We start from the raw sequence: 25,807 nt of genomic DNA, 5'->3' as shown, positions 1-25,807 counted from the left end.
GCGGCTCACTTGGGGTTGCCGGGAACGACGGTCGACGTCTCCTCCAGCACGGTCACGCGGCCGCCGGTCTTCGGGGAGGGGTTCGACAACCGGTTCGGCGCCGTCTGCCCGGAGCCGGAGTTGCTCCCGGAGCCGTAGGTGCCGGAGGCGCTGCCGGTGTGAGTGCCGTACTGCGGCGCCGCGGGGCCGGTGCGGGCCGGCAGGTTGCCGGCGTAGGCGTTGCCGGAGGCGGACCCACGGTTCGGCAGCGGCTCGCGGGTGCTCTTGAGGAACCGGGCGAGTCCCAGACCCAGCACGAACATGCCCCCGAGCACCACCTCCGGGTGCCGGCGGGCAAAGTTCTCCGCCTGGTCGAGCAGATCGGTGGCGTCGCGGCCGTCCAGGTACTCGCCGAACTTCTGGACGCGATCGGCAGCGGCCCGCACCATCGGGGCGGCGGGGTCGTCGTTCTTCTCCAGCTCCTCGGCGGCCTTGGAGATGGCGCTGCCGTAAGTGTTCACCTCGCTGGCAGCCTTCTTCTTGCCGGTCTCCGTGTACTCGGAAACCTTCTGCCGGACGGCGGACTTCGCTTCCTCGGCCCGGGCGTAGGCTTCATGCTTGGCGGAGTCGACCAGTTCGCCGGCCCGAGCTTTCGCCTGCTTGGCGGCGTCGGACAGGGCCGCCCCAGCTTGATCGGCGGCGGCGTGCGCTTCTTGGCCGACATTGCGGGCGGCGTCGCCGGCGGCGGATTTCGCCTGGGCGGTCTTCTGTGACAGTTCGTCGCGGCCGTCGGCCAGTTGGGCTTTCGCCTTGTCGGACGGGGGGGTGTCGGTGGCGGGCATGGGGATCGACTTCGGTACGGTGATGGTGAGCGGAGCGACCGGCGAAAGCGGCCGTCCGGGGGGTAGAGTTCAAGTCCCGTGCCAAACACCGGAAACGCTTCACCGACTGAACTTTGCCGCTGCGGGTGGTCGCCCCCCGGTCATGCCGGCCGGCGGACACACAGGTGCCGGCGTTGCCGGGCGCAACGGCGACCGACAGGATGGGCCCGACCCGCAAACTCCCCCGAACCACCGCCCCGTCCTTCCATGCCGCCTGCCGACGCTGAAGGTTTTCACGCCGACAACCCGGCCACCGGGGAGCCGCTGCCGGAGCGCTACCCCGTGGCCGACTGGGCGGAACTGGACCGCCTCGCCGCCGGGGCCGCCGCCGCGTTCGAGTCCGGGGCCGACACGGCCGCGGTCGCGGCGTTCCTGGAAGGCTATGCGGACCGCATTGAGGCGAACGCCGCCGACCTCGCCGCCGTCGCCGCGCTCGAAACGGGCCTGCCGGAGGAGGGGCGGCTGAGAAACGGCGAGGTCCCCCGCACCGTCGGCCAGCTGCGACAGGCCGCCGCCGCGGTCCGCGACGGAGGCTGGCGCCGGCCGACGATCTCCGACGGCAACATCCGGTCGATCCTCGAACCGCTGGGGCCGACGGTGGTGATCGGGCCGAACAACTTCCCGTTCGCCTTCAATGGCGCCTGCGGGGGGGACTTCGCGGCGGCGATCGGCGCCGGCTGCCCGGTCATCGCTAAGGGGCACCCGCATCACCCGGGAACCAGTCGCAAGCTCGCCGAACTCATGACCGACGCCGCCGCGGCCGCGGGCCTGCCAGAGGGCTGGGTGAGTCTGTTCTACGACTGCGCCCCGGAGGACGGGTTGAAGCTGGCCCGCGATCCGCGGATCGCGGCGGTCGCCTTCACCGGCTCGAAGCGGGCCGGGCTGGCCTTGAAGGCGGCGTGCGACGAGACCGCGACCGTCGGGCATTTCGAACTGGGCAGCGAGAACCCGGTGTTCATCCTGCCCGGAGCCCTGGCGGAGCGGGCCGACGCGATCGTGGAGGAACTCGCCGGCAGCGCCCTGCTGGGCGGCGGGCAGTTCTGCACCCAGCCGGGCATCGTCGTGCTGCCGGGCGGTCAGGCCGCGGCGACCTTCCCGGCAGCGTTGCAGGCCCGGTTCGACGACGCCCCCACCCCGCCGCTGCTCTCCGAAAACGTGGTGAAGGGCCTGCAGGCCGGCGTGAAGACCCTCACCGACGCCGGTGCCGAGCGGTTGCCGGCCAAGGGCCCGGAGGCTCAACCCGGCTTTCGCTTCCCCAACACCGTGCTGACGGCGACCGCGGAGCAGTTCCTCGCGGACCCGGACCTTTTCCAGACTGAATGCTTCGGCCCGGTCTCCCTGCTGGTGACCGGCACGAACGCGGAGCAACGCCGGGCCCTCGCCAGCGAACTGCAGGGCCAACTGACCGTGACGATCCTCAGCGACACCGGCGGGTCCGACGACGAGGAATATGGCCCCCTCGCCGCGATCCTGCGGCGCAAGTGCGGCCGGTTGCTGAACGACAAGATGCCCACCGGCGTCGCGGTGGTCCCGGCGATGTGCCACGGCGGCCCCTTCCCGGCCAGCGGCCAGCCGCACTTCACCGCGGTCGGCATCCCCGCCGCGCTGACCCGCTTCACCCGCCTCGCCTGCTACGACAACGTCCGCCCGGAGCGCCTCCCCGCCGCCCTGCGCGACTGAGCGCCATGACCGGGAACCGCCTGCTGGACGCGATCGCCGGGCACTTCGCCGGCGGCGGGGCCTTCTTCACCGCCTGCGGACTGCTGCTGGCGGCAGTCGGCCTGCGGCTGGCGGCGGGCCTCGCCACGGGCGGACCGGAGGGACGAACGGCCGACCGGCTGAGCCACGTCGGCGTGCTGGTCGCCCTCGTCGGCACGGTGGTGCTGATCTTCTCCGCCTGCCCGCTGCCGAGGTGGTGGTACGGGTTCGTCTTCTGCGTCGCCGCCTGGTGGGCGTTCGCCAGCCGGCCGACCTGGTCGCGCGGCTGGCGCTTCGGCTCCGCGGCGACGCTGGCGGCGCTCCTGCTGTGGGGGGCCGGCTGGGAACTGACGTGGCGGCTCCCCCCGACGATCCCGCCGGCCGCGGAGCGGGAGCTGGTGATCGTCGGCGACTCGCTGACGGCGGGGGTCGGCGGCGACGGGCCGCACTGGCCGGAGCGACTCTCGCGGACCCGCGACCTGCCGGTCGCGGTGCGGGCCGTGCCGGGGGCGACGGTCGCGGACCCGTTGGCCGGCCTCGGCTGGGAGGTGCCGGAGACCGGCGGCGTGCTCCTGCTGGAACTGGGCGGGAACGACATGCTCGGCGGCACGAACGTCGGGGCCTTCCGCTCCGACCTCCGCACCCTGCTGGAACGGCTCGAACGCCGAACGGCCGAGCGGGGCGGCACGGTGGTCGCTGTCGGCCTGCCGCTCCCGCCCTTCCACGGCGCCTACGGCCGCGCCCAGCGGACGGCGTGCCAACAGGCCCACGTCCCCCTCATCCCCCGCCACCTGCTGGCGAACGTCCTGTTCGGCCCGAACGCCACGACCGACGGCCTGCACCTCTCCCCCGCCGGGCATGAGGCGATGGCGGAGGCCATGTGGAACGCGGTGGGCGACGCCCTTCCCCAGGCGAGCGAGGGGGCGTCAGCCCCCCGTGTTCTCGAACCGGGCGACGACACGGGGGGCTGACGCCCCCTCGCTCTCCTATTCGCGCCGCAGCGTGACGTGCCGACCGGCGCCGGGGTGCGGGTCGGGGTAGTCGCTGCGGAAGTGGACGCCGCGGCTCTCCTGGCGGGCGGAGGCGGCGGCGGCCATCAGGCGGGCGGCGAGCAGCATGTTTTGCAGCTCCCACCCGGCCGGTTCGCTGAACTCCTGCGTCCCGGCGAACTTCGCCCAGAAGTCCACCTGCCGGCCGGCGTCGCTCAGCCCCGCGGCGTCCCGGCTGATGCCCACCCGGCGGGTCATCAGACTGGCGAGCGACCGCCGCAAATCCTCCACGTCCAGCGGTTCGTGCTGCGGGGCGGGACGATCGGCTTCGAGGGTGCGGGCGCAGAACTCGTCGCCACGGCCGCTGGCCGACTGGGCCGCCGCCTCGCCGGCCCGCTTGCCGAACACCAGTCCCTCCAGCAGCGAGTTGCTCGCCAGCCGGTTCGCCCCGTGCAGGCCGGAGGAGGTCGATTCGCCCGCGCTCCACAGCCCCGGCAGCGTGGTGGCGCCTTCGAGGTCGGTCGTGACGCCGCCGATCATGTAGTGGGCCCCGGGCCGCACCGGGATGCGGTCCTTCGAGATGTCCAACCCGAACCGTTTGCAGGTCTGGCCGATGTTGGGGAACCGCTCCGCAACCAGCGCCGGGTCGAGGTGAGCCAGCGACAGGTACACGCACGGGTGGCCGGACTTCTCCATCACGTCCGTGATCGCCCGGCTGACCTCGTCCCGCGGGGCCAGTTCCAGCGCCTCGCTGTAGTCGCCCATGAACCGGCGGCCGTCGGCGTCCAGCAGGTGGGCGCCCTCGCCGCGGACCGCTTCGCTGATGAGGTGCCGGGCACCGCCGGCGATGTAGAGGACCGTGGGGTGGAACTGCATGAACTCCATGTCCCGCAGTTGGGCCCCGGCCCGGAAGGCGGCGGCGTGGCCGTCGCCGGTGGCGATGTCCGGGTTGGTCGTCTCGCGGAACAAGCGCCCCAATCCGCCGGTGCACAGCACGGTGCTTTTCGCCCAGACGAACGTCTTGCCGTGCGTCGGGCTCCAGACCAGCGCCCCGGCACAGCGGGCGTCGGCTCCTTCTCCGACGGTCAGCAGGTCGATGAGGAACGTCTGCTCCCAAAGCTGGACGCTGTCCGCAGACCGCACCCGCTTGCGCATCGCCCGCATGACCTCCCAGCCGGTCGCGTCGCCGAGGGCGTGGACGATCCGGCGGTGGGAGTGCCCGCCCTCGCGGGTCAGGGCGAGCTGGGAGACGCCGTGTTGATCCGCGACGCGGTCGAAGTCCGCCCCGTATTCGACCAGTTCCTCGATCCGCTGCGGCGCCTCGCGGATCACGAGGTCGACCACGGCCGCATCGCACAGCCCCTTGCCGGCAGCGATCGTGTCGGCGGCGTGGTGGGCGAAGTCGTCCTCCGGGTCCAGCACCCCGGCGATGCCGCCCTGAGCGTAGGCGCTGTTGGACTCCCGCAGTTCGTTCTTGGAGATCACGACCGTCTCCAGCGACGGATCGACCGCCCGGGCCGCCAGCGCCGCCCGGATGCCGGCGATCCCCGCCCCCAGGATCAGCACGTCCGTGAACATGTGCGGCACCCGCTTGGGGTGAAACCGCACGAGGTGCCGCGGACTGGCAAGCGAAAGTTCGGCGAGCGGCATGGGGGAACGGCAGAAGACGGTGGGCGGAAGGCAGAGGGCCGATCCCGAGGAATACTATAACTGCTCGCGTCGGGGTTCGTTCCGCCCTCCCCCTTCCGCCGTCCGCCTTGAGTTGGCTGCTCTGCCCGCACTGCCTGACGTGGGTTCGTCCCGGCGGGGACGGCTGTCCGCGGTGTCATGGGCGGATCGATCCGTCGGCGGACGATCCGACGCTGGAAGAGCTCGCCGAGCGGCTCGGCCCGGCGGTCGGGTGCCTGGGCGAGGTCCGCATCGCCCGGTCCGGCTACTCCCAGCGGGAACTGCCGAACCGCGGGCTGCTGGTGACGACCGCCACCGGGCTGTTCTTCCTGCCGCACCGCCCGGAGGTGGTGATCGAACCCGGGGAGCCGCCGGCGCTGAGCGTCTCCGTCGCCTGGTGGGCGGCGGGGCTGACGGTCGGCCCACTGGCGCTGGTCGCCCCGACGGCCCGCCTGCTGGGGTTCGGCGCCGGCTGGAGCGGCGGGGAGCGCCGGCTGGTCTACGAACCGCGGCGGGTGGAACCGGGCGAGGCGGGGCCGCTGGCCGAGCATCTGATGGCCGATCCGGGGGCGTTCTTCCTGGCGCGTTCGGCCGTCCGCGTGATCCGCCGCAGCGGACCGTGGCCGGTGCGGGGCTGGACGATCGAGTGCGACGGCCGCCCCGCCCTGCGATTCGCCGCCCTCTCCGACCCCGCCGGCGTCGGCCGCGGACTGCGCGCCCTGGCCCGGACGGACCTCTGGCACGGCGTGATCCTCTGACACCGTCGCGATCGCTCAGTCGTCGTCGCTGCCGATGACCTGTTCGATGGTGATGCCCAGCCCGCGGATCTTGTTCCGCAGGCTGCCGCGGGTGATCCCCAGTAGCTTGGCGGCCCGGCTCTGGTTGCCGCCGGTGCGGTCCAGGATGCGGGTGACGACGTAGCGCTCCATCAGTTCGAGGCTGTCGGCGTAGATGTCCTCCGAGTTCTCCGCCAGGGCCGCGTCCAGCAGCGGCCGCAGATCGCTGGGCGGGCCGCTCTGCGTCGGCGGTTCCGGCGCCGGCGCGGGGGCCGATTGCGGCGCCGTCTCGCGGTGGGGTTCGCCGGCGGGGGCCGCGGGTTCGGAGGCCGGCGGGGCGGCGGGGCGGGCCGCGTCCGGCGTCGGCGGGGCGGCGGGCTCCGGCGGCGGCGCCGGGCGACCGCTCAGCGGGGCGGCCGGGCCGACGGCCCGCCGGTCGCCGCGGACCTCCGCGGGCAGGTCCTTTGGCACGATCACCGGGCCGGTGCTGTGCAGGATCGCCTTACGCAGGACGCTCTGCAGCTCCCGGACGTTGCCCGGCCAGCCGTAGTTCCGCAGCAGATCGACCGCCTCCGGGGCGATCCCCTCCAGCTCCGTCTGCCCCATATCCCGCTTGAAGCGGCTGAGGAAGAACTCCACCAGCAGCAGCACGTCCTCGCCCCGTTCCCGCAGCGGGGGGATGTCGATGCTGAACTCGTTGAGGCGGAAGAACAGGTCGCCGCGGAAGTCGCCGTCGTCGACCATCCGTTCCAACGGGCGATTCGTGGCGGCGATCACGCGGACGTCCGTCTTGATGGTGACGTTCCCGCCGACCCGTTCGAACCGCTGCTCTTGAAGTAGGCGGAGCATCTTGGCCTGCATCGGCAGGCTGGTGTCGCCGATCTCGTCGAGGAAGATCGTGCCGCCGCTGCACTGTTCGAACTTGCCGATCCGCTGGCGATCGGCGCCGGTGAAGGAGCCCTTCTCGTGGCCGAACAGTTCGCTTTCCAGCAGAGCGTCCGGAATGGCGGCGCAGTTGATCGCCATGAACGGCTTATCCTGCCGTTTGCCGTGGTGGTAGATCGCGCGGGCGACCAGCTCCTTGCCGGTACCGCTCTCCCCGCGGACCAGCACAGTGACGTCCTGGGCGGCGACCAGGCCGATGCTCTTGTAGACCTGCACGGCGGACTCGGTGCGACCGACGAACAGGTCGGTCGGCATCGAGTCGCCGGCCTGGGCGCTCAGGCCGACCTTGGTGCTCATCAACCGCCGGCTCTCCAGCGCCGTGGCGAGCAGCTCCCGCAGCTTGGGCAGATCGAGCGGCTTGAGCAGGTAGTCGAACGCCCCCTGCTTCATGGCCTCGATGGCCGTATCGCTGGTCCCGCCGGCAGTCATGAACAGCACCGGCCGCTTCGGGTCCGCCGCGTGCAGCGTGCTGAACAGTTCCGAGCCCCGCACCCCCGGCAGCACGAGATCCAGCAGGACGACGTCCGGCCGCTCCGACTTTGCCAGGTTCAACCCCTCGCGGGCGGTCAGCGCCGCGGAGACCTCCACCGGCTCCCCGCCGATCTCCAACCCGCTGACCGCCTTCCGCACGAGCAGGGGGACGGTGCGGTCGTCGTCGATGACGAGAAGGCGGGGCACAGGCGCGGTTCACAGCGGGCGGGGGTGGCAGCCGGGACACGATACCCGCTGCGGCGGTCGCCCGGCGATCCCGACGATCGCCGGACGGCCATGCTGGTCGATTTCCGACTTCTCCCGGGTCGTCGGCCGGGCGATCCACCGCAGCAGGACGGGAGGCAGGATCTCCGGGCTCCGCACGGACGACACGACGGAGGAGTTTTCCTGATTCCGCACGGAATCCGCCAGTGATCGACTGTGGAAGGGGCGGCGCGAATCCCTATGATCGCTGACGGGTCGATCCCCACGGGGGATTGCGACGTACCACTATCCTCAACCCGTCTCACGCGTGGGCGTTTCCAGCATTTCCTCCGAGGGTCCGGCCAACGGCCTGTCCCGTATCTACATCGCCGACGACCATCCCGTGGTGCGGGACGGTTACTCGATGCTGATCCGCCGGGAACCGGACCTTGACGTGGTCGGGGAGTCCGGCGAGGGGGCGGAGATCCTCCGGCAGATCGACGCCCTCCGACCGGACCTCTGCCTGCTCGACCTGTCGCTGAAAAGCGGCAACGGGCTGGAACTGTGCAAGCAGATCCGCAGCCGGTTTCCGAACGTGAAGGTGCTCGTCGTCTCCATGCACGACGAAACCCTGTATGCGGAGCGGGTGCTCCGCAGCGGGGCCGGCGGCTATATCTCCAAGGCGGAGGCGACGCACAAGCTGATCTCCGCCGTGCGGCAGGTGCTCGCCGGCGAGGTCTACCTCTCCCAGCGGATGCGGGAACGCACGCTGGCCCGCTCCGCCGGCGATCTCGCCGCGGAAGGCTCGCTGCTGGACAAGCTGTCCGACCGCGAACTGGAAGTGTTCGAGCAGATCGGTCAGGGACGCACCACCCGCGAGATCGCGGAGAAGCTGAACCTTTCGCCGAAGACGATCGAGAGCTACCGCGAGAACCTCAAGGCGAAGCTGAACCTCGCCAACAGCACCGAGCTGACCCGCCACGCCGTCCACTGGGTGCTGGAGCGCACCAAGGGCGGCGGCACCTCCGACTGAGCCGCTCCCCAGCCGTCGCCTCATTGTGAGCCCGGAGGGCAAACTCCGGTAGCGCGTTGGAACGCCGGCTGCGCCGACGGCCGGAGCTCGCGCTCCGGGCTCACGACGCCCCCGCGAGCCGGTTCTCCGGTTCGCTCTACAGAGTCAGGTAGAACGTCGCCAGCATCACCAGCCAGGAGACGTCCAGGAATGTCCAGTAGCGGGCAGTCAGCAGCAGGCCGGCGTGGTATTCGTGGTCGTACCGCCCCGCGAAGGTCCGGACGGCGGCGACGACCAGCACGCACAACCCACCGAGAAAGTGGGCGCCGTGCAGGGCGACGAGGGTGGTGATCAACGCGGCCATCGGCAATGCGACCTTGGCGTCGGGGTCCAGATAGCTGCCCCCGCCGGGCGCCGCGATGCTGGGGCGGACCGCCGGTCGGTAGTCATCGAGCATCTGCCAGACCCCGACCGCCTGCCCGACGCCGAATCCCACCCCGCTGAGCAACGCCAGGGCCACCAGCCCGCGGGCCGCCCGCTGCCGTTCCCGCCGCATTGCCTGCACCGCAGCCCGTAGGCAGAACCCGCCGACCAGCGCCGCGACCGTACTGAACCAGAACGCCGTCGGAATCGACTCCGCGGGCCGGGCGTCGCGGCCCAGCGCCGTGAACAGGTACAGGATCAGGACGGCGAGAAACGTGAACCCGAGGTAGCCGAACAGCAGCAGGTTCAGCCCCATCCGCGTCCGCCGCTGGGCGGGACCGGAGGTGGGCACGAAGCTCCAATCCTTCCACCGCAGGCCGGCGAAGCGGTCGCTCACGGGATCGGACCGGAAAGGAGAACGGGACGCATGGATGAACCGTCGCCGCCGGCGCCGGTTCACCCAAACGCACGGCGCGGGCCGGCCGACGAGCGGCTGACAGACGACCGATTCAGCCGCCGGCGGCGGCCGCCTGATTGGCCCGCCACTCTTCCACTTCGCCGCGGTAGCTCTGGGTGTCGAGGATCGACAGCCCGATGAACAGCGCCACGAAGATCATGCTGAACAGCAGGATCGCCGTGTTCAGCGGGTTGTCGTACTTCAGGTGCATGAAGAACGTCGCCACCAGCACGGCCTTGACCGTGGCGATCGTCATCGCCACCAGCACCTCGTAGCTGCCCAGCTCGAACGAGGCGCAGAAGACGGTGAGCGCCGTCAGGGCCAGCAGGGCGCTGAACACCGCGATCAGCATCCACTTCGGCATGACGTGGGCGATCGGGTTGTGATCGCCGGCGTGCCCGCTGACGAGGTGCGGATCCAGCGGCTCGGGGGCGGCGTGGGAGGCCATCGGGGCGGTGCGGGCGGAACGGAGTGCGGGCGAACGGCGGACGAATCAGGACGGAGAGCCGTCGATCAGCCGATCAGGTACAGGAGGGGGAACAGATAGATCCACACGAGGTCGACCAGGTGCCAGTACAGGCCCACGAAGTCGACCGGGCCGAAATAGTCCGGCGTGAAGTCGCCGCGGTAGGCCCGGATCAGCAGCCAGGTGAGCACGACCATCCCGGCGAGGATGTGAATCGCGTGCAGGCCGGTCATCGCGTAGTAGATGCTGAAGAACTGGCCGATCCCCTCCGGGGCGATCTCGTCCTCGGCCTCTTCGGCGAGCAGCTCGTTCGCGGTGACGACGTCATCGTCGTGCGTCTCGTCGTGATGCCCCGCGGATTCCTCGTGTCCACCGTGCAAGGCGTGGGCGAGGATCAGCGACCCCTCCGCCCCGACCAAGATGCCGACGGCGCACAGCACCCCCGCGGCGAGGCCGACCATCCAGCCGAGCGCCTTGAGCTTCCAACAGAGCACGGAGCCGACCAGCATCACGAGGGCCAGGATCGCGCAACCCACGCTCACCTTCCGCAAAGTGACGTCGGTGGCCTCCAGCGCCTTCTTCTCTCGCTCCTCGAAGGTTTCGGCGCCCTCCTCGTTCGCGGCCACCTGCTCCGTGACGTCGACCAGAGGCGGTTCGTAGCGGGTGCCGCTCATCAGCGGCTCCTCGGTCGCCCCGGCCCAGAGGATCTGCAGGTGGGCCTTCTCCGTGTACTCGAAGCTCTTCACCCCGAGAAACAGAGCGGCGCAGAACAGCGTCGCGGCGATGCAGCCGGTCAGGCCGATCCGCTGCCCCAGCATCGCACACCGCACGCCCCAGGCCATCGTCAGACTGCTGAACAGCAGGACGGCGGTGTTGAAGGCGCCGTGCGGCACACTAAGGAATCGGTCCGCGTACTCCCAGACTTCCGGGTGCAGCGAGCGATAAACTGCGTACAGGCAGAACAGCCCACTGAAGAACAGCACTTCCTGAGCGAGGAAGAGCCACATGCCGAGCTTGCCGGCGTCGAACTGCTGCCGCCAACTCTCGAAGTGGTGCGCGTGCCCGTGCGGCGAGTGCGGATCGTGCACGTGGGCGTGGTCCCCGTGCCCGTGCTCGCCGTGCGGATCGGCGTGGGCGGGGTCCAGACCGGGCTCGCCGGTCGGCGGGGCGGGGGCGGCGGCGCTCATGGGCGGATCATAAGAAAGCGGCCCGGCTGCGGAAGCCGCGGCCGGGCCGGAAGGGGCGTCACCCCGCCGCACCCGCGGCGGGTCGATCGAAAACCGTCACAGCTTCACACCCGACGCCGGATTCGCATCCGACGTGAGCGTCACGCCGGACGTCACACCTTGGCGGTCTGTTGCGGGGGGCCGCCGTTGGAGAACTCGTCGATCTGCCGATAGCTGCGGGTGTCCGGGTCGTACACCACGCGGTTCAGGGCGTACGGGTCGCCCACGGTCGGCGGTTCGTCGAAGTTGTTGTGCGGCGGGGGCGAGGAGCACTGCCATTCCAGCGTCGCAGCGCCCCAGGGATTCGCCGGCGCCTTCGCTCCGCGGAACAGGCTGTACACCAGCACCGCGGCCGCGACCAGCAGCCCGCCGCCCAGCAGGAAGGCCCCGACGGTGCTCATCTGATGCCAGAACTGGAACTCCGGCACGTAGTTGTAGTACCGCCGCGGCATGCCCTTCGTCCCGAGGATGAACTGCGGGAAGAAGGTCAGGTTGAAGGCTAGGAACACGATCAGGGCGCTGACCCGGCCCCAGAAATCGTTGTACATCCGCCCGGTCATCTTCGGCCACCAGTAGAACAGGCCGCCGAGGAAGGCCACCAGCGTTCCGCCGACCATCACGTAGTGGAAGTGCGAGACGACGAAGTAGCTGTCGTGCAGGTGGATGTCCGTGGCGAGGGCGCCCAGGTGCAGCCCCGTCAGCCCGCCGATCGTGAACAGGAAAATGAAGCTCAGGGCGTAGCACATCGGCGTCGCCAGCCAGATATTCCCCTTATACATCGTCGCCAGCCAGTTGAAGACTTTGATGGCCGAGGGGATCGACACGCTGAAGGTCAGTAGACTGAACACGAAAGCCGCCACGGTGCTCATCCCGGAGGTGAACATGTGGTGGCCCCACACCAGGAAGCCGAACAGCGCGATCGCGATCGAGCTGTAGGCGATAAACCGATAGCCGAAGATGTGCTTGCGGCTGAAGGTGGCGATCAGCTCGCTGATGATCCCGAAGCCCGGCAGGATCATGATGTAAACGGCCGGGTGGCTGTAGAACCAGAAGAAGTGCTGGAACAGCACCGGGTCCCCGCCGTAGGCCGGATCGAACACGCCGATCCCCGTGCTCCGCTCCACCGCCAACAGCAGCAGGGTCACCGCCAGCACCGGCGTGGCCAGCACCTGAATGATGCTGGTCGCGTACAGGGCCCACAGGAACAGCGGCATCTTGAACCACTCCATCCCCGGCGGCCGCATCGTGTGCACGGTCACGATGAAGTTCAGCCCGGTGAAAATGGAGCTGAACCCGAGGATGAACACACCCATCAACGCCGTGATGACGGCGGTGTCCGTCGACGTGGAATAGGGAACGTAAAACGTCCACCCCGTATCCAGCGAGCCGTTCAGCAGGGTGATCAGGAAGAAGACCGCCCCGCCGCACCACAGATAAAAGCTGCCCAGGTTCATCCGCGGGAAGGCGACGTCCTTCGCCCCCAGCATGATCGGCAGGATGAAGTTCCCCAACGCCGCCGGCACCGACGGGATCAGGAACAGGAACACCATGATCGCCCCGTGCAGGGTGAAGAAGCGATTATAGGTGTCCGCGTCGACAATCGTGCGGGCCGGCGTCCACAGTTCGGCGCGCACCAGCAGGGCGAAGATGCCGCCCAGCAAGAACGCCGACAGCACGCCGATCAGGTACATCACCCCGATCCGCTTGTGGTCCAGGGTGACCAGCCAGCTGAGGATGCCCTTGGAGTGATTGAGGTAGTTGTCCTCCGCGTACCCCGGCGGCCCGGCGGCCGCGCGACGCTCCGGCGAAGCGGCCGCCTCGCCGGCGGCGTAATCAGTGGGGGTTTCGACGGCCATAACGGGGGGCGGGTGGGAGCGTGGGTGTGCGGCGGGGAGCGGGAGGGAGAGCTATTCGGCGCCCTGCGTGATCTTCTCGGCTTCAACTGAGACGTCTTCGAGATACTTCTCAAACTCCGCCTGGCCCTTCTCGCTGACGGAGCGAATGTAGGCGGTCAGGGCCATGATCTCGATCTCCTCCAACTGTCCGCGGTAGGAGGGCATCACGTTCTGGTAGCCCTTCACCACGTGGGCGTCCGGCTGGAGGATCGACTCACGGATGTAGTCGTCGTCGGCCACAGCGGAGGTGCCGTCCGTGAACTGGCGAGTTTCGCCCCACAGGTCCTTCCACGTCGGACAGTTCAGGTTCACGCCGGTGACGGTGTGGCAGGCGGAACAGCCGGCGTCCTTATAGATCGCCTCGCCGCCCGCGAGCGGATCCTCGCCGATGTCGACCAGCGACTTGATCCGTTCCTCCCGCAGCCGTTCTTCGAACTCCTCCACCGGCACGGCGACGACGCCGCCCTCCTTGATCATGTCGCTGTGGCCCTTGCCGCAGTATTCCGTGCACTCGTAGAGGTATTCCCCCGGCTTGGTGGCGGTGAACCAGATGATGCTGTCGCGGCCCGGGACGATGTCCCACTTCGCCCGGAAGGCCGGCACCCAGAAGCTGTGCAGCACGTCCTGGGAGACCATCCGCAGCCGCACCGGCCGGTCGACCGGCACGTACAAGGTGCTGCTTTTGAAGTTCGCGTCCGGGTAGACGAACAGGAAGTTCCACTTCTTGGCGATCAACCGCACCTCGTAGGCGTCGACCGGCGGGGTCCGCTGATCGAGGTAGCCGGTGAAGCCGAAGCCGAAGATGACGATTACCAACAGGACCGGAATGATCGTCCAGGTCAGTTCCAGCGGCAGGTTGTGGTTCGGGGTCTCGGGGGAGAACGTCTCCACCGGACGGTGGCGGTAGCGCCACATGAACCAGCCCATCGCCGCGACGACGATGGCAAAGAACACGATGCTGATCCAGGTGATCAGCCAGAACAACGAATCGCTGTTCTCCGCGAACGTCGACGCCGATTCGGGGAACAGAAACGTCTCGCCGGAGTCGTCTGCGAGCGGCGGGAGAAACGGCATCAGCGGGAGTCCGGGACGGATCGAAGTCGACGGTGTCGGGGCGTCGGGGCCGGGTGGGCGGCTCCCGGTGTTATACGGCGGCGGGAGCGTTCACGGGTCCCCCGTTTCGCGCGTCCTCTCGACGCACGCCGGGGGATTTCTGCGAGGAATCCGCATTGTCGCCGGACTCCGCACGGCTGTGGCGCCACTGCCACGACAGCCATCCGCCGAAGCCCACGACGAACAGGAACCCCGCCCCCGCCATCATCAGCGCGGCCTTTCGCGGCACATACGCGGCCCGTTCCGGGTCCCAGGTGTAGCAGAGATGCCGGAACTCGTCGGTCGTGGTGCCCAGCGTGCCCTGCCCGGTCTCCACCATGCCGAACCGCAGGGTCTCCGGCTCGAACGAGAGCCGGTGGAGGTACCGCCCCACCTGACCGGACGGCGTCAACAGGATCGCGACGGGGGCGTGATGGTAGTCCTGCGTCTCTGGCACGTATTTGTACTTGAACCCGACAGTCCGGGTGAGCTTCGCGATGGAGGCCGGCGTGCCGGTGAGGAACGACCAGTTCCCCTTCCCCATCAGCTTGACGTAGCCCCGCCGACGGCTCTCCGAGACCTCGGGCCCCTCGGACGGGTCAATGCTGACAGTCACGATGCGGTAGTCGTCGCCGGCCGTCAGCTCCATTTCTCCCAGCGTCGTCGCCAGGTTGCGCAGCTGGGTATCGCAGATCTTCGGGCAGCGGGAGTAGTTCAGCGTAAGGATCACCGGGCGGGTGCCGTCGAAATAATCCCCCAGCCGCACCGGGTTGCCGGTGTGATCGCGGAACGTCAGGTCCGCGGACACCTGGGCGCCGAGCTTCTCGTCCACGCCCACCTCGCGCACCTCGAAGGGCACGACGTTCGGGTCCGGCCGATCGGGACGAACCGCCTGAGCCGACGCCAACGCCGGGCAGAGCAGACCGCAGAGGGCGGCGACGGCGGTGGCGGACGAACGCGTCAAGCCTCGGCTCCCTCGTCAGTCGATTCGGTGTCGTCCCCCTCGGATTCCTCGCCCGTCGCCGCGTCGTCGGGCACGGCGGCGCCGGTCCCGGCCCGGGGTTCGCTGCCGGTTTTCGGCACGGTGGGCAGGCTGTCGGGCACGGCGGCGGCCCCGTCGGCGGCCCCGTCGGCGGACATCTCCTCGACCAGTTCCGTCATCGCCACGTCGACGGGAATCGCGGCGGCGTTGGTCGTGGGGTTCCAGCCGTAGCGGTCGATGGCGGCCCGCTGTTCCTGCAGTTCCGCGTCCACGCTGGCGAGCGGGATATCGATCTGCTTCTGCTGATATTCCCCGGCCTGCCACTTCTGGAACAGCACGCGGGCCCCCGTGATGATCACGAACAGGGCCACGGCCGACAGCAGCCCGATCAAAAAGATCGAGCGCATGTTGAGGTCGTTGTAGGCCTGCTTGTCGCCGATGGGGTCGGACATGATCGATGAACCGCCTGCCGGCGGCGAGTTTCACCCCGGGAGCGGGGCGGGTGGGAACTGGGAGAGTGTTCGGGGCCGCGTCGGCCGGGTCGAGGGGCGTGGATGACGCGGGGGCGATCCGGCCGGCGAATCAGGTGTTGTGGAAGGCGAGGGCCTCGTGCAACCGCGGGTCGCGGTGCGGCACGAGGGACACCCCCGCGGCGGTCGTCAGCAGCGTGGCGCCGGCGAACCCGCCGATGCCCACGAAGCAGGCCAAGTCCACGAGACTCAACGGGAGGCCGATCGCGGCGAGCTGCTCCGCCGAGGCGCCGGCCGCCTCCGCGGCGTGCACCGCGTCGTGCGTCAGCCGGGGCATGATGTAGATGTAGAGGTCCACCGCGTGCATGAACAGCACCCACACGCACCAAAACATCAGCGTGGCGTCCCGCCGCTTCACGTGCCGGCTCATCAGGCCCAGGAACGGGATGATGAAGTGCCCGAACAGCAGCATGCCCATGAAGAACGTCCAGCCGTGCTCGAACCGCACGAGGTAGTACTCCGTCTCCTCGGGGATGTCCGCGTACCAGATCAGCAGGAACTGGCTGAAGCTCACGTAGGCCCAGAACACGATGAACCCGAACAGCAGCTTGCCGAGGTCCTGCTGGTGCTCGACCGTCACCGCCTCCGTCATCAGGCCCCGCTTGCGGAGCAGCAGAACGAAGATCGCCAGCGTCGCGTGCACGCTGACCGCACAGCCGGCGATGATCACCACGCCGTAGATCGTGCTGTACCAGGTCGGCGTCAGACTCATCAGAAAGTCGATCGCCGCGAACGTGACCGTCAGGAAGGTCAGCGGCAGGCCGGCGACGCTCCAGTTGTGCATCGTCTGCGTCAGGCCGACGTCCCCGGTCTCGTCCTGCCGCTTGCTCAGCGAGGCCACCTTCCAGCCGAAGAAGCTCCAGACCGACAGGTAGATCGCGCAGCGGATCAGGAAGAACGTCTTATTCAGATACGGCGACTTGTGCTCCAGCAGGGTGCGGACTTCGCTGTTCGTCACATAGTCCGCGTCCGCCCACTGCCACACCCCGGCGCCGTCGAACAGCACGACCGCCAGGACCAGCGGCAGGCTCAACGGGGCGAACACCCACAGGTTCGCCGCCAGGAACTCCGCCAGCCGCCGGACCGTCACGCTCCAGCCGGCCCGGGTGACGTGCTGGACCATCACGAAGAACAGCCCGCCGAGGCTGATCGTCAGGAAGAACCAGTAGGCCCACAGGTAGCCGAACAGGAACCGCTTCACGGCGTCCCCGCCGTACAGCAGGCTCAGCAACGCCGCCGCGAGCAGACCCACGGCCCCAGCGATCAGCAGCGGCACGCGGAGCGTGCCGGTCAGGTCGCCGAGCCCTTGCCGCAGCTTGGCGGGGTCGACGGCGGGGGCGTGATGGGCCATGCGGGACGCGGGAGCGAGCGGGGAATGCGGGGGGAACGGAACGCCGCGGGAGGTGCGGCGGGAAACGCTCAGTCGGAGGCGGAGTCGTCGGCGGGAGTGTCCCCGGCCTCGTCGGCCGCGGCTTCGTCGGCCTTGGCTTTGTCAGCCGCGGCCTCCTCGGGGGTCTCGGCGACGGGGCTGGGGTTCTCGTTGCGGCCGTCCATGTCCGGCGAGGCGTTGCCGGGGTCGGTGGGGGCGGCGGAGCTGCTGGTCTCCGGCGCGCCGCCGCTCTTGCCGCGGGGCACGATCGAATCGTCGGCGCCGCCGTCGGTCTCCTGGGAGACTGCCGGGGCGGCCGCTCCGCCGCTCTCGGCCCGGGCAGCCTCGGCGGCGGCCTGCGCGGCGGCGATTCGGTCCGCCTCGGCCTTCTCCGCCTCGGTGCGGGCGCGATCGGCGGCGGGGATCTCCGCCAGCGTCGCCGCCTGGCTCTTCTGGAGCGCCCGCAGGTAGAGCACCACGTTCCAGCGGTCCCGCACTTCGATCTGCGTCCCGTAGGCCGGCATCTTGCGAACGCCGTTGGCGATCGCGTCATACAGGTAGCCGTTGGGCCGGTTGCGGACGACGTCGGTGTGCAGGTTCGACGGCGGAGCCCAGGTCGGCTGCTTGAGCGTCGCCGCCCGCTGGGCCACCAGGCCGTTGCCGAACCCGCCCACGCCGTGACAGGCGGCGCAGTAGATGTTGAACACCAACTGACCCCGCTGGACGTTCTCCAGCGTCGGCTCGATCGGCAGATCGCTGACGTAGTTCTTGTCCTCGGTGGCCCCCTCCGTCGCCGCCGGGGCGTCGCCGGTTTGCTCCTGCGGGGCGTCGGTCGGGCTGGCGCCAGTGGCGTTCTCGCCGCCCGCCTCGGCCGCTTCGTCCTGCCGGAAGGAGGCGAAGGCGAACAGGGCCGCGCTGGCGAGCCGCTGATCCTGCCCGTCCGGCAGGGCCGGCGCCGGGCCCGACGCCTGAGCCGGCCCGCCGGTGGGATCGATGCCGCGGAACAGGGCGTCGTCCAGGTCCAGCTCGCCGCGGGCGATGGTGCCTTCCACCTGCGGGCGCATCGCCCGTTGGTCGGGGAAGAACGGGTTGCGTTGCTGCGGCTTGAAGCTGGCCTGCCAGTCCATGTCCCCGACGGGGTGGATGCGGGGCGTGCTCCAGGGGGTGTTGCGGTGCTCGGCGATCAGCACCGGCGGGATCAGCAACAGGGCGAACAGGATCAGGGCGACCGTCGGGATCCACGCCGGCGGGCGGCGGGGCTCCACGTCCCACACCTCCCGCACCGCCGTCGGGCGGGTCGGGGAGAGCAGTTCGGCGGCGGCGGCGAGGTCGAACTTCGGGTCCTTCGCGTCCAGCCCGATGACGAACTGGTCGTCGGTCCCGCGGCGGAAGCCGGGCAACCGCAGGCGGGGGTTCGACAGCCGCGGCAACCGGTTCAACGCCAGCATCCCGAAGAACGCCCCGAACGCGCTGAACAGGATCGTCAGCTCGAAGGCGACCGGGATGTTCGCCGGCAGACTCCAGATCGGCTTGCCGCTGATCAGGAAGTTGTACCCCTGCAGGGCCGTGGGGATGCCGACCTCGTTGGCGAGCTCTTCGCTGCCGTTGAGGTACCACTGCATCAGGATGCCGGTCGCGCAGCCGGTCAGGCCGCCGCACAGCACGATCCAAGGCAGGATCGTGGCTTTGATGCCCATCGCCCGCTCGATCCCGTGGATCGGGTACGGGGTGTAGCTGTCCCACTTCGTCATGCCCGCGTCGCGGACGCGCTCGCAAGCGGCGACCAGCTCCTCCGGCGTGTCGTACTCCGCAACGACGCCGGTCAGCTTGGGCGCCCGGGAGTCGTCCGGACGTGCGACGAGACGGTTGTTGACGTGCGACAGGGCCTTGTAGGCCGGCCCGGAGGGCAGGCCCGTGAAGGGGTCGGACAGCGTGTCGGTCCGCTGCATATCAGTCGTTTGGGTGGTTCCGCGAGAGACCATAACGGGTTTCCTAGTAGGCTCCCTCGGTGCGGAAGTCGCCGGTCTGCGGCGGGTTGATCGAGTCCTGCCCGGTGTGGGCGCCGGGGGCGTTCAGGTTCTCGTGCTCCGGCTGCGGCATGGTGCTTTTCACCTCCGCGATCGCCACCATCGGCAGGTAGCGGCAGAACAGCAGGAACAGGGTGAAGAACAGCCCGAAGCTGCCGATCAGCATCATGAAGTCGACGGCCGTGGGGCTGAAGTACTTCCAGGCGCTGGGCAGGTTGCTGCGGTGCAGCGAGGTGATCGTGATCACGAACCGCTCAAACCACATGCCGATGTTCACGAAGATCGAGATCACGAAGATGATCCAGGGCGTCGTCCGCAACTTCTTGCTGTAGAAGAGGAACGGCGTGATCACGTTGCAGGAGACCATGATCCAGTAGCTCCACCAGTACGGCCCCAACGCCCGGTTCACGAAGGCGTAGGCCTCGTACAGGTTGCCGCTGTACCAGGCGACGAAGAACTCCATCGCGTAGGCGTAGCCCACCATGTTGCCGGTCACGATGATGACCTTGCACATGTTCTCCAGATGGCGGAGCGTCACGATCTCCTTCAGCCCGAACCATTCCCGGGCGGGAATAATGAGCGTCAGCACCATCCCGAAGCCGCTGAACACGGCCCCGGCGACGAAGTAAGGCGGGAAGATCGTCGTGTGCCAGCCCGCGAGTTGGGAGACCGCGAAGTCGAACGACACGATCGTGTGCACGGAGAGCACCAGCGGCGCCGCCAGGGCGGCCAGCAGCATGTAGGCCTTCTCGTAACGCCACCAGGCCCGACTGCTGCCGGTCCAGCCCATCGAGCCCACGCCGTAAGCGAACTGGGCGATCCGGTTCTTCGCCCGGTCCCGCAGCGTGGCGAGGTCGGGGATCATGCCCATGTACCAGAACAGCAGCGACACCGTGAAATAGGTGTTCACCGCGAACACGTCCCACAGCAGCGGGCTGCGGAACTGCGGCCACATCGCCATCTGGTTCGGGTACGGCGCCAGCCAGTACACGACCCAGATCCGGCCGACGTGAATCGCCGGGAACAGCCCGGCGCAGACGACCGCGAAGATCGTCATCGCCTCGGCGAAGCGGTTGATGCCCGTCCGCCAGTTCTGCCGGAACAGGAACAGGATCGCGGAGATCAGCGTGCCCGCGTGCCCGATGCCGACCCAGAACACGAAGTTCACGATCGGCCAGCCCCAGGCGACCGGGACGTTGTTCCCCCAGACGCCGACGCCGCGGAAGATCAGGTAGGCGACGTTCCCCAGCAGCATCACGGTCAGCAGCACGCTGACGACGAAGGCCGCCGTCCACTGCCACGGGGTGTCCCGCAGGGCCAGGCCGGTGACGCGGTCGGTAACCCACCGCACCGACTTCCCGCCCGTCACCAGCGGCGCGCGGGCCGGGCCGATCCAGGGGGTGTCGTCGCGGAAGGCGGTCGGGTCGGCCGAGGCCATGCTGCGGAGGGAACGGAAAGGTGAAGCGTGCGGGGAAAGTCTCGGGGGAGCGTCAGACGCTCACGATGTTCAGCAACCGCGAGGCGGCGGCGTGGTCGTCCTCGTGACCGTGCGGATCGTCGTCCGGCCGATGCGGGTCGTGCTCGGAGCCCTCCGCCCGCTCACCGTGGCCGCCGTGCGCGTCGTCGTGGCCGTGCGCGCCGTGATCGTCGTGCAGGACCTCGGACAGATCGCGGTAGTAGGCCTCCGCCTGCTCGAGATCCGGGTGCGGGTTCCGGATCCGCGCGAGGTACGCCGTGCGGGGCTTGGTGTTGTACTCGCTGAGGAGCTTGTAGGCCCGGCCGTTCTGGTGCAGCGCCCGGACGCGGCTGTTCTCGTCGTTCAGGTCGCCGAAGACGATCGCCCCGGTCGGGCAGGCCTGACCGCAGGCGGTCTGGATCATGCCGTCCTTCAGCGGTTCGTTAGCGTTGTCCAGCGGGATGGTGACGTGCTGAATCCGCTGCACGCAGTAGGTGCACTTCTCCATCACGCCGCGGACGCGAACGCTCACCTCGGGGTTCAGCACCATCCCCGTGAGCTGCTTATTCGCGCCCTCGTACCGCTTGTTGTAGTTCAGGAAATTGAACCGCCGCACCTTGTAGGGGCAGTTGTTCGAGCAGTACCGAGTGCCGATGCAGCGGTTGTAGACCATCGCGTTGAGGCCCTCCTCGGTGTGCACCGTCGCGGCGACGGGGCAGACCTGCTCGCAGGGGGCGTTCTCGCAGTGGACGCACATCATCGGCTGACTGGCGATCGCCGGGTTCATCCAAGCGGCCGGGTCCGTGACTTCCAGCCCGGACTCGTCGTCGACGGCCTCCGCCGGGCTCTTGGCGGCCCCGCCGAGGTTGGGGGTGAAGTAGCGGTCCATCCGCAGCCAGTGCATTTCGCGGCCGCGTTTCACCTGATCCTTACCGACGACCGGGACGTTGTTCTCCGCCTGACAGGCCACCGTGCAGGCGTTGCAGCCGGTGCACGCCGCCAAGTCGATCGCCATGCCCCAGCTGCGGCCGGTGTACTCGCGGCTCTCCCAAAGACTTTCCAGCGGCGGGTGGTGCACCAGCTTGTCGGCGAAGTCCGGGTGCTCCGCGAACTGCGCCTCGGTCGCTTCCCGCACCAGCATCGGGGTGACGCGCATGATGTGCTCCATCCCGCGTTCGTCGATCGCGTGATGGTTCTGGGTGGTGACCAGCTCATGCTCGATCGTCCCCGGAGCGACCTTCACGCCGGCGATGACGTGCGGGTTGGAGCCCGCCTCGGCCGTCCGCCACAGCGGGTAGGCGTCGAAGCCGACGCCCTCCGTCAACTGGTCCTCCTCGTCGACGTCCATGAACGCCCCGTCCCGGATCCCGACGTTCCCGCCGACGATCCCCGCCGCGGTCCGGCCGTAGCCCAGCGCCAGCCCGATCGAACCCTTCGCCTGGCCGGCGAGGATGTAGGCCGGCACGTCGATCGACCCGGCCGGGGTCGTGACGATCAGGCCGTCGCCCTGCTCCACGCCCAGTTCCGCGGCGTCCACCGGGGAGATCAGGGCCGCGTTGTCCCAGACCAGCTTGGTGAGGAAGTCCGGGGCCTCCTGCAACCAGCCGTTGTTGGCGAATCGACCGTCGTGCACGCTGCTGGACGGAGTGAGCACCAGCTCGAACCCCTCCGGCACGGCCGTGTCGAGCGCGGGCACGTCGCCGCTGACGGAGGCGGAGGCCGGCTCGCCGGCGGAGCCCTCGACGAAGCCGCGATGCACGGCGGTCTTCCAGGCGCTCGTGCCGCCGCCGACCAACTCATCGAAGGTGGCCCGGGTCAACTCGTAGCCGGTCGCCGCGGGCTCGCCCAGCAGGCGGGCGAGGAACTCGGCGCTCGTTACGCCGCCGAACAACGGCTGAATGAGCGGCTGCTGGATCGCGTAGGAGCCGTCCCACAGCCGCACGTCGCCCCACTGCTCCAGCGGGTGGGCCATCGGCACGTGCCAGCCGCACAGCAGGCTCGTCTCGTCCCGGTACACACCGACGCGAACGGACCGCTTCACCTGGGCGACGGCCTTGGCGAACTGGCAGTCGGCCGGGGCGTCGTAGGCCGGGTTGCCGCCCAGGACGATCAGGTTCTCGAACTCGCCCTCACGCAGCCGCTCGCAGAGGGCTTGAATGCCGACGACGGCATCCGCGTTCGCCGGCGCGTCCGCCTCGGCGAGGAAAGAGACGCCGTGATTGCCCAACTCTTCGTTGAGCCGATGCACGTAGGCCTGCACCGCCGCCGGCTGGCGGGAGCCGCACAGCACGACGCACTTTTTGTCCGACCGCAGATCCTCCGCGAGGGCGGCGAGGAACTTGTCGCCGCCGGCGTCGCCGCCGGCCCGCACCGCGCCCAGCTTCGCCAGGAACGCGGGGATCGCCGTGCTCTTGATCGGGAATCGGTGATCGGCCGCGGCCCCGGTGACGGAGAACTGGCTCTCGATCGCGTACAGGCGATTCATCGGCCCGTCCTCCGGCCGACGACGGGAGGCCCAGGCCCGGTTGTTCACCGAGGAGGCCGGGTCGTCGCCCAGCGGATCGGCGTCGAGACAGACGATCACGTCCGCCACGGCCAGATCGTACGACGGCCGCAACGCGTCGCCGAACGCCTGCCGGGTCCCCTCACGGACGAGGTCGCCGGACAGCGGGGAATACTCGCACCAGGTCGCCCCGGCGGCGGTGACCCGATCGCGGAGACGCTTGAGGGTGGGGGAGCCGGTCGCCTCGCAGAGCACGGCCGTCGAGCCGGCCCCGTCGCCGAGCACGCCGTTCAATGCCGCGAGGGCGTCGTCGAGCGTTGCGGGCGTCGCCTTCGGCCCGACGCCCTTCGTCACCGGCCCCTGACGGTCCGGATCGTAGAGGTTCAGGATCAACGCCTGATCGAAGGCGGAGGCCGCCCCGCGACCGTTCGGATCCTCCGCGTTGCCCTCAATTTTGACCGGCCGGCCGTCCACACAGCTGACCAGCAGACTGCGGCCGACGCCGTCCAGCTCCCAGGAGGTGGCGAACAGCTGCGGCAGGCCGGGCAAACGGCCGGCGCTGCGGCCAGTGGCCATCGGCAGGAACTGCTCGTTCTCCCAGCGGCAGCCGGTCACGCCGGCCAGCGCCAGGGAGGCGCCCATCAACTGCAACCACCGCCGCCGATCGAACCCGACCGGCTCGTCGGCCTGCTCCGGGAACTCGCGGTGCAGGAACTGCTCGAACTCCGGCGTGTTCTTCACCTCATCCAGACTGCGCCAATAACGGCGCCCGCCCTGCTCCCGGGACGATGCGGACCCGGCGGCGGGCGACTGGTCGGCGGCGGGACGGGGGGAGGTCATGCGGGGCGGAGCGAGCGGTGAGCGGAAAAACTGGCGAGACCGTAACGCCGGGCCGGAGCCCGGACGAAGACTACCGGTGACAGGTGGCGCAATCGGTGCTGGGATGCACGTCGCGGGCGTCCTGCCAGGCGTCAACCCACTTCGCCCGGAAGGCCTGCACCGCCTCGGGCGACTCGTAGTCCGCCTCTTCCACGGGCATGTCGTACAGACTGGCGAACAGCGTGCGGTAGCTCTTCAGCCCCTCCTGATCCCAGTCCCAGGCGAGGTTCGTCACCAACTCCGGCGGCCGCAGGGCGTCCTGGGGGTTGCGGTGACACTCGATACACCAGCCCATGCTCAGCGGCATAACCTGCTCGACGACTTCCATCCGGTCGATCCGGCCGTGGCAGCTCACGCAGCTCACGCCGCGGTTCACGTGGGCGGAGTGGTTGAAGTAGGCGTAGTCCGGCAGGTCGTGAACGCGCTCCCAGGCGACCGCGGAGCCGGTGGCGATGCTCTCCCGCACCGGCTGCAACCGGGGACTGTTCGTGTGCACGGCGACCTTCAACGTCACGCCGTCGACCTGCGTGCCGTTGTGGCAGTTCGCACAGACGCTCGTGCTGGGCACGTTGCTGTGGGCGCCCTTGAACACGCCGGTGTGGCAGTACCGGCAGTCCAACTTCATCTGGCCGGCGTGCAGCGCGTGCGAGAACGGCACCGGCTGCGTCGGCTTATAGCCGGTCAGCAGCGTTTCCGGGGAGGCGCCGTAGAAGACCATGCCCGCCACGTAAGCGCCCAGCAGACCGGCCACGGCCAGCCCGGGCAGCACGGCCATGTTGACCCAAGCCGGGAAATAGAACCGACCGTCGTCGGCCTCGGGCGTGCCGTCGGTGATGGTGACCGAACCGACAGACGGTCCGCCGCCCGGAACCGGGGGAACGGCGGCGTCGTCGGGAGGCGGGGGGCTGCTCACGGGGCGCGGCGGGCAACGGGGGCGGACCGCCGGAGGCTCGTCCCCCGGCGGGCCGCATCCTAGGGATCGCCGTTCAGTCCCGCGACGCGGCTCCCCGCCGCACGGGTGCGTCACGCGGACGCGGCATGCCGCCCGGACTGGCGAGCGGTGGGCGTCAGCCCTCCGTGTCCTCTACAACCGGCAAAGTGCGACCCGGTCTCGCAAGCTGTGACGCCTGGGAAACGCCCGCCGCTCACACGGAACGGGCCGGTGAGGGCACGGGCAGGAGCGGTCGCGGTTCCATGCGGTCGCGGGCCGGGCGGACACGGAGGGCTGACGCCCACCGCTCGCCGACCTACGTTACGGCCGCATCTTCTTGAGCTTCCGCTGCAGGGTGCGGCGCTCGATGCCCAGAATCCGGGCCGTCTGGGAGATGTTGCCGCCGCAATCGGCGAGCACCTGCTGGATGTACTCCCACTCGTTTTCCGCCAGCGTGGGCGGGTTGTACTCCTTGGGGCCGACCGGCTCCCCCTCCCCGCGATGCAGGGCGGCGAGGATCTCGTCGGCGTCCGCCGGCTTGGTGACGTAGTTCAACGCCCCGGCGTGAATCGCGTCGACGGCGTTGGCGATCGAACCGAACCCGGTCACCACCACGCACTTCGTCTCCGGCGACAGCTCCCGCAGGGTCCGCACGACCTCCAGCCCGCCGCGGCCGGGCATCTTCAGGTCCACGACCGCCAGCCCCGGCGGCTGGCGCCGCACCTGCTCGATGGCGGCGTCGTAGCCGTCGGCCGTCATCACCCGGTAGCCGCGTTCGCGAATCGCCTCGGCGAGGCGGTCCCGGTACAGATCGCTGTCGTCCACGATCAGGCAGCATCCCGGGTCCACGTCGGACGCCCCCAGCCCCCGCCCGGGGGCGGCGTGGGGGGGCGTCTGCGGCGCGAACGCGGGCGTCGGGGAGGAGGTCAAGGACATGGCGACGGGAAA

At 69.5% G+C, this 25,807-nt stretch carries 20 protein-coding genes; 4 read left to right on the top strand and 16 right to left on the bottom strand.

All coding sequences use genetic code 11. From position 1 onward, the window contains the following. Positions 1–5: 5 nt before the first annotated feature. A complete protein-coding gene (locus CA12_RS14650) occupies positions 6–821 on the bottom strand; it encodes a hypothetical protein (protein ID WP_145359783.1) in 816 nt (271 codons plus the stop codon). Between the two features lie 246 nt (positions 822–1,067). Here CA12_RS14650 and CA12_RS14645 point away from each other — a divergent pair, with 246 nt between their 5' ends. After that, a complete protein-coding gene (locus CA12_RS14645; RefSeq protein WP_145359782.1) occupies positions 1,068–2,540 on the top strand; it encodes an aldehyde dehydrogenase family protein in 1,473 nt (490 codons plus the stop codon). Between the two features lie 5 nt (positions 2,541–2,545). Beyond that, positions 2,546–3,529: an SGNH/GDSL hydrolase family protein gene (locus tag CA12_RS14640; protein ID WP_145359781.1), complete on the top strand. Its 984-nt coding sequence runs from the start codon at positions 2,546–2,548 to the stop codon at positions 3,527–3,529. Between the two features lie 15 nt (positions 3,530–3,544). Here CA12_RS14640 and nadB read toward each other — a convergent pair whose 3' ends face one another. After that, positions 3,545–5,197, bottom strand: a complete 1,653-nt coding sequence (gene nadB, locus CA12_RS14635) for an L-aspartate oxidase (RefSeq protein ID WP_145359780.1) — start codon at positions 5,195–5,197, stop codon at positions 3,545–3,547. Positions 5,198–5,304: 107 nt separating this feature from the next. Between nadB and CA12_RS14630 the strand changes: the two genes are divergently transcribed. Further along, a complete protein-coding gene (locus CA12_RS14630; RefSeq protein WP_145359779.1) occupies positions 5,305–5,973 on the top strand; it encodes a hypothetical protein in 669 nt (222 codons plus the stop codon). Positions 5,974–5,988: 15 nt separating this feature from the next. Here the strand turns inward: CA12_RS14630 and CA12_RS14625 are convergent, their stop codons facing one another. Beyond that, positions 5,989–7,614: a sigma-54-dependent transcriptional regulator gene (locus tag CA12_RS14625; protein ID WP_145359778.1), complete on the bottom strand. Its 1,626-nt coding sequence runs from the start codon at positions 7,612–7,614 to the stop codon at positions 5,989–5,991. 325 nt (positions 7,615–7,939) lie between these two features. On the opposite strand from CA12_RS14625, the gene CA12_RS14620 reads away from it, so the two are divergent. Then, entirely contained in the window at positions 7,940–8,644 is a 705-nt protein-coding gene (locus CA12_RS14620) for a response regulator transcription factor (protein ID WP_145359777.1), read from the top strand. 136 nt (positions 8,645–8,780) lie between these two features. Here the strand turns inward: CA12_RS14620 and CA12_RS14615 are convergent, their stop codons facing one another. The 13 genes from CA12_RS14615 to CA12_RS14550 all read right to left on the bottom strand — a co-directional run bounded on the left by CA12_RS14615 (position 8,781) and on the right by CA12_RS14550 (position 25,795). Further along, positions 8,781–9,443, bottom strand: a complete 663-nt coding sequence (locus CA12_RS14615) for a cytochrome c oxidase subunit 3 (RefSeq protein WP_145359776.1) — start codon at positions 9,441–9,443, stop codon at positions 8,781–8,783. 112 nt (positions 9,444–9,555) lie between these two features. Further along, positions 9,556–9,951 (bottom strand): cytochrome C oxidase subunit IV family protein, encoded by a 396-nt coding sequence (locus CA12_RS14610; protein ID WP_145359775.1) that lies wholly within the window; start codon positions 9,949–9,951, stop codon positions 9,556–9,558. Between the two features lie 65 nt (positions 9,952–10,016). Further along, the gene (locus CA12_RS22840) at positions 10,017–11,156 is read right to left on the bottom strand and encodes a cytochrome c oxidase subunit 3 (RefSeq protein ID WP_242687919.1); all 1,140 of its coding nucleotides are present in this window, start codon (positions 11,154–11,156) and stop codon (positions 10,017–10,019) included. Positions 11,157–11,308: 152 nt separating this feature from the next. Then, complete coding sequence (gene ctaD / locus CA12_RS14595; RefSeq protein WP_145359774.1) at positions 11,309–13,051, bottom strand: cytochrome c oxidase subunit I; 1,743 nt, start codon at positions 13,049–13,051, stop codon at positions 11,309–11,311. Positions 13,052–13,102: 51 nt separating this feature from the next. Further along, positions 13,103–14,164 carry a cytochrome c oxidase subunit II gene (gene coxB / locus CA12_RS14590; protein WP_145359773.1) on the bottom strand — a complete coding sequence of 354 codons (1,062 nt, stop codon included), beginning with the start codon at positions 14,162–14,164 and terminating at the stop codon, positions 13,103–13,105. Positions 14,165–14,234: 70 nt separating this feature from the next. Continuing rightward, positions 14,235–15,146, bottom strand: a complete 912-nt coding sequence (locus CA12_RS14585; RefSeq protein ID WP_145359772.1) for an SCO family protein — start codon at positions 15,144–15,146, stop codon at positions 14,235–14,237. Further along, positions 15,143–15,616, bottom strand: coding sequence for a hypothetical protein (locus tag CA12_RS14580; protein WP_145359771.1), 474 nt, complete (start codon positions 15,614–15,616; stop codon positions 15,143–15,145). The genes CA12_RS14585 and CA12_RS14580 overlap by 4 nt, the downstream gene beginning before the upstream one ends. Before the next feature lie 130 nt (positions 15,617–15,746). Further along, positions 15,747–17,045: a quinol:cytochrome C oxidoreductase gene (locus tag CA12_RS14575; protein ID WP_145359770.1), complete on the bottom strand. Its 1,299-nt coding sequence runs from the start codon at positions 17,043–17,045 to the stop codon at positions 15,747–15,749. A 68-nt stretch (positions 17,046–17,113) separates the two neighbouring features. Further along, positions 17,114–19,045 (bottom strand): quinol:electron acceptor oxidoreductase subunit ActD, encoded by a 1,932-nt coding sequence (locus CA12_RS14570; protein ID WP_145359769.1) that lies wholly within the window; start codon positions 19,043–19,045, stop codon positions 17,114–17,116. Positions 19,046–19,055: 10 nt separating this feature from the next. After that, positions 19,056–20,528 carry an NrfD/PsrC family molybdoenzyme membrane anchor subunit gene (gene nrfD / locus CA12_RS14565; protein ID WP_145359768.1) on the bottom strand — a complete coding sequence of 491 codons (1,473 nt, stop codon included), beginning with the start codon at positions 20,526–20,528 and terminating at the stop codon, positions 19,056–19,058. A gap of 52 nt (positions 20,529–20,580) precedes the next feature. After that, positions 20,581–23,889 (bottom strand): TAT-variant-translocated molybdopterin oxidoreductase, encoded by a 3,309-nt coding sequence (locus CA12_RS14560; protein WP_145359767.1) that lies wholly within the window; start codon positions 23,887–23,889, stop codon positions 20,581–20,583. A gap of 70 nt (positions 23,890–23,959) precedes the next feature. Further along, positions 23,960–24,703 carry a cytochrome c3 family protein gene (locus tag CA12_RS14555; protein ID WP_145361555.1) on the bottom strand — a complete coding sequence of 248 codons (744 nt, stop codon included), beginning with the start codon at positions 24,701–24,703 and terminating at the stop codon, positions 23,960–23,962. Positions 24,704–25,180: 477 nt separating this feature from the next. Further along, positions 25,181–25,795 carry a response regulator transcription factor gene (locus tag CA12_RS14550; protein WP_145359766.1) on the bottom strand — a complete coding sequence of 205 codons (615 nt, stop codon included), beginning with the start codon at positions 25,793–25,795 and terminating at the stop codon, positions 25,181–25,183. Between the last annotated feature and the right edge of the window lie 12 nt (positions 25,796–25,807).

This window comes from Alienimonas californiensis (genome assembly GCF_007743815.1).
In the GTDB taxonomy this organism is placed as follows: Bacteria; Planctomycetota; Planctomycetia; order Planctomycetales; family Planctomycetaceae; genus Alienimonas; species Alienimonas californiensis.
The sequence above is the reverse complement of the archived record's forward strand: the minus strand, read 5'-3'. Positions and strand labels throughout refer to the sequence as shown.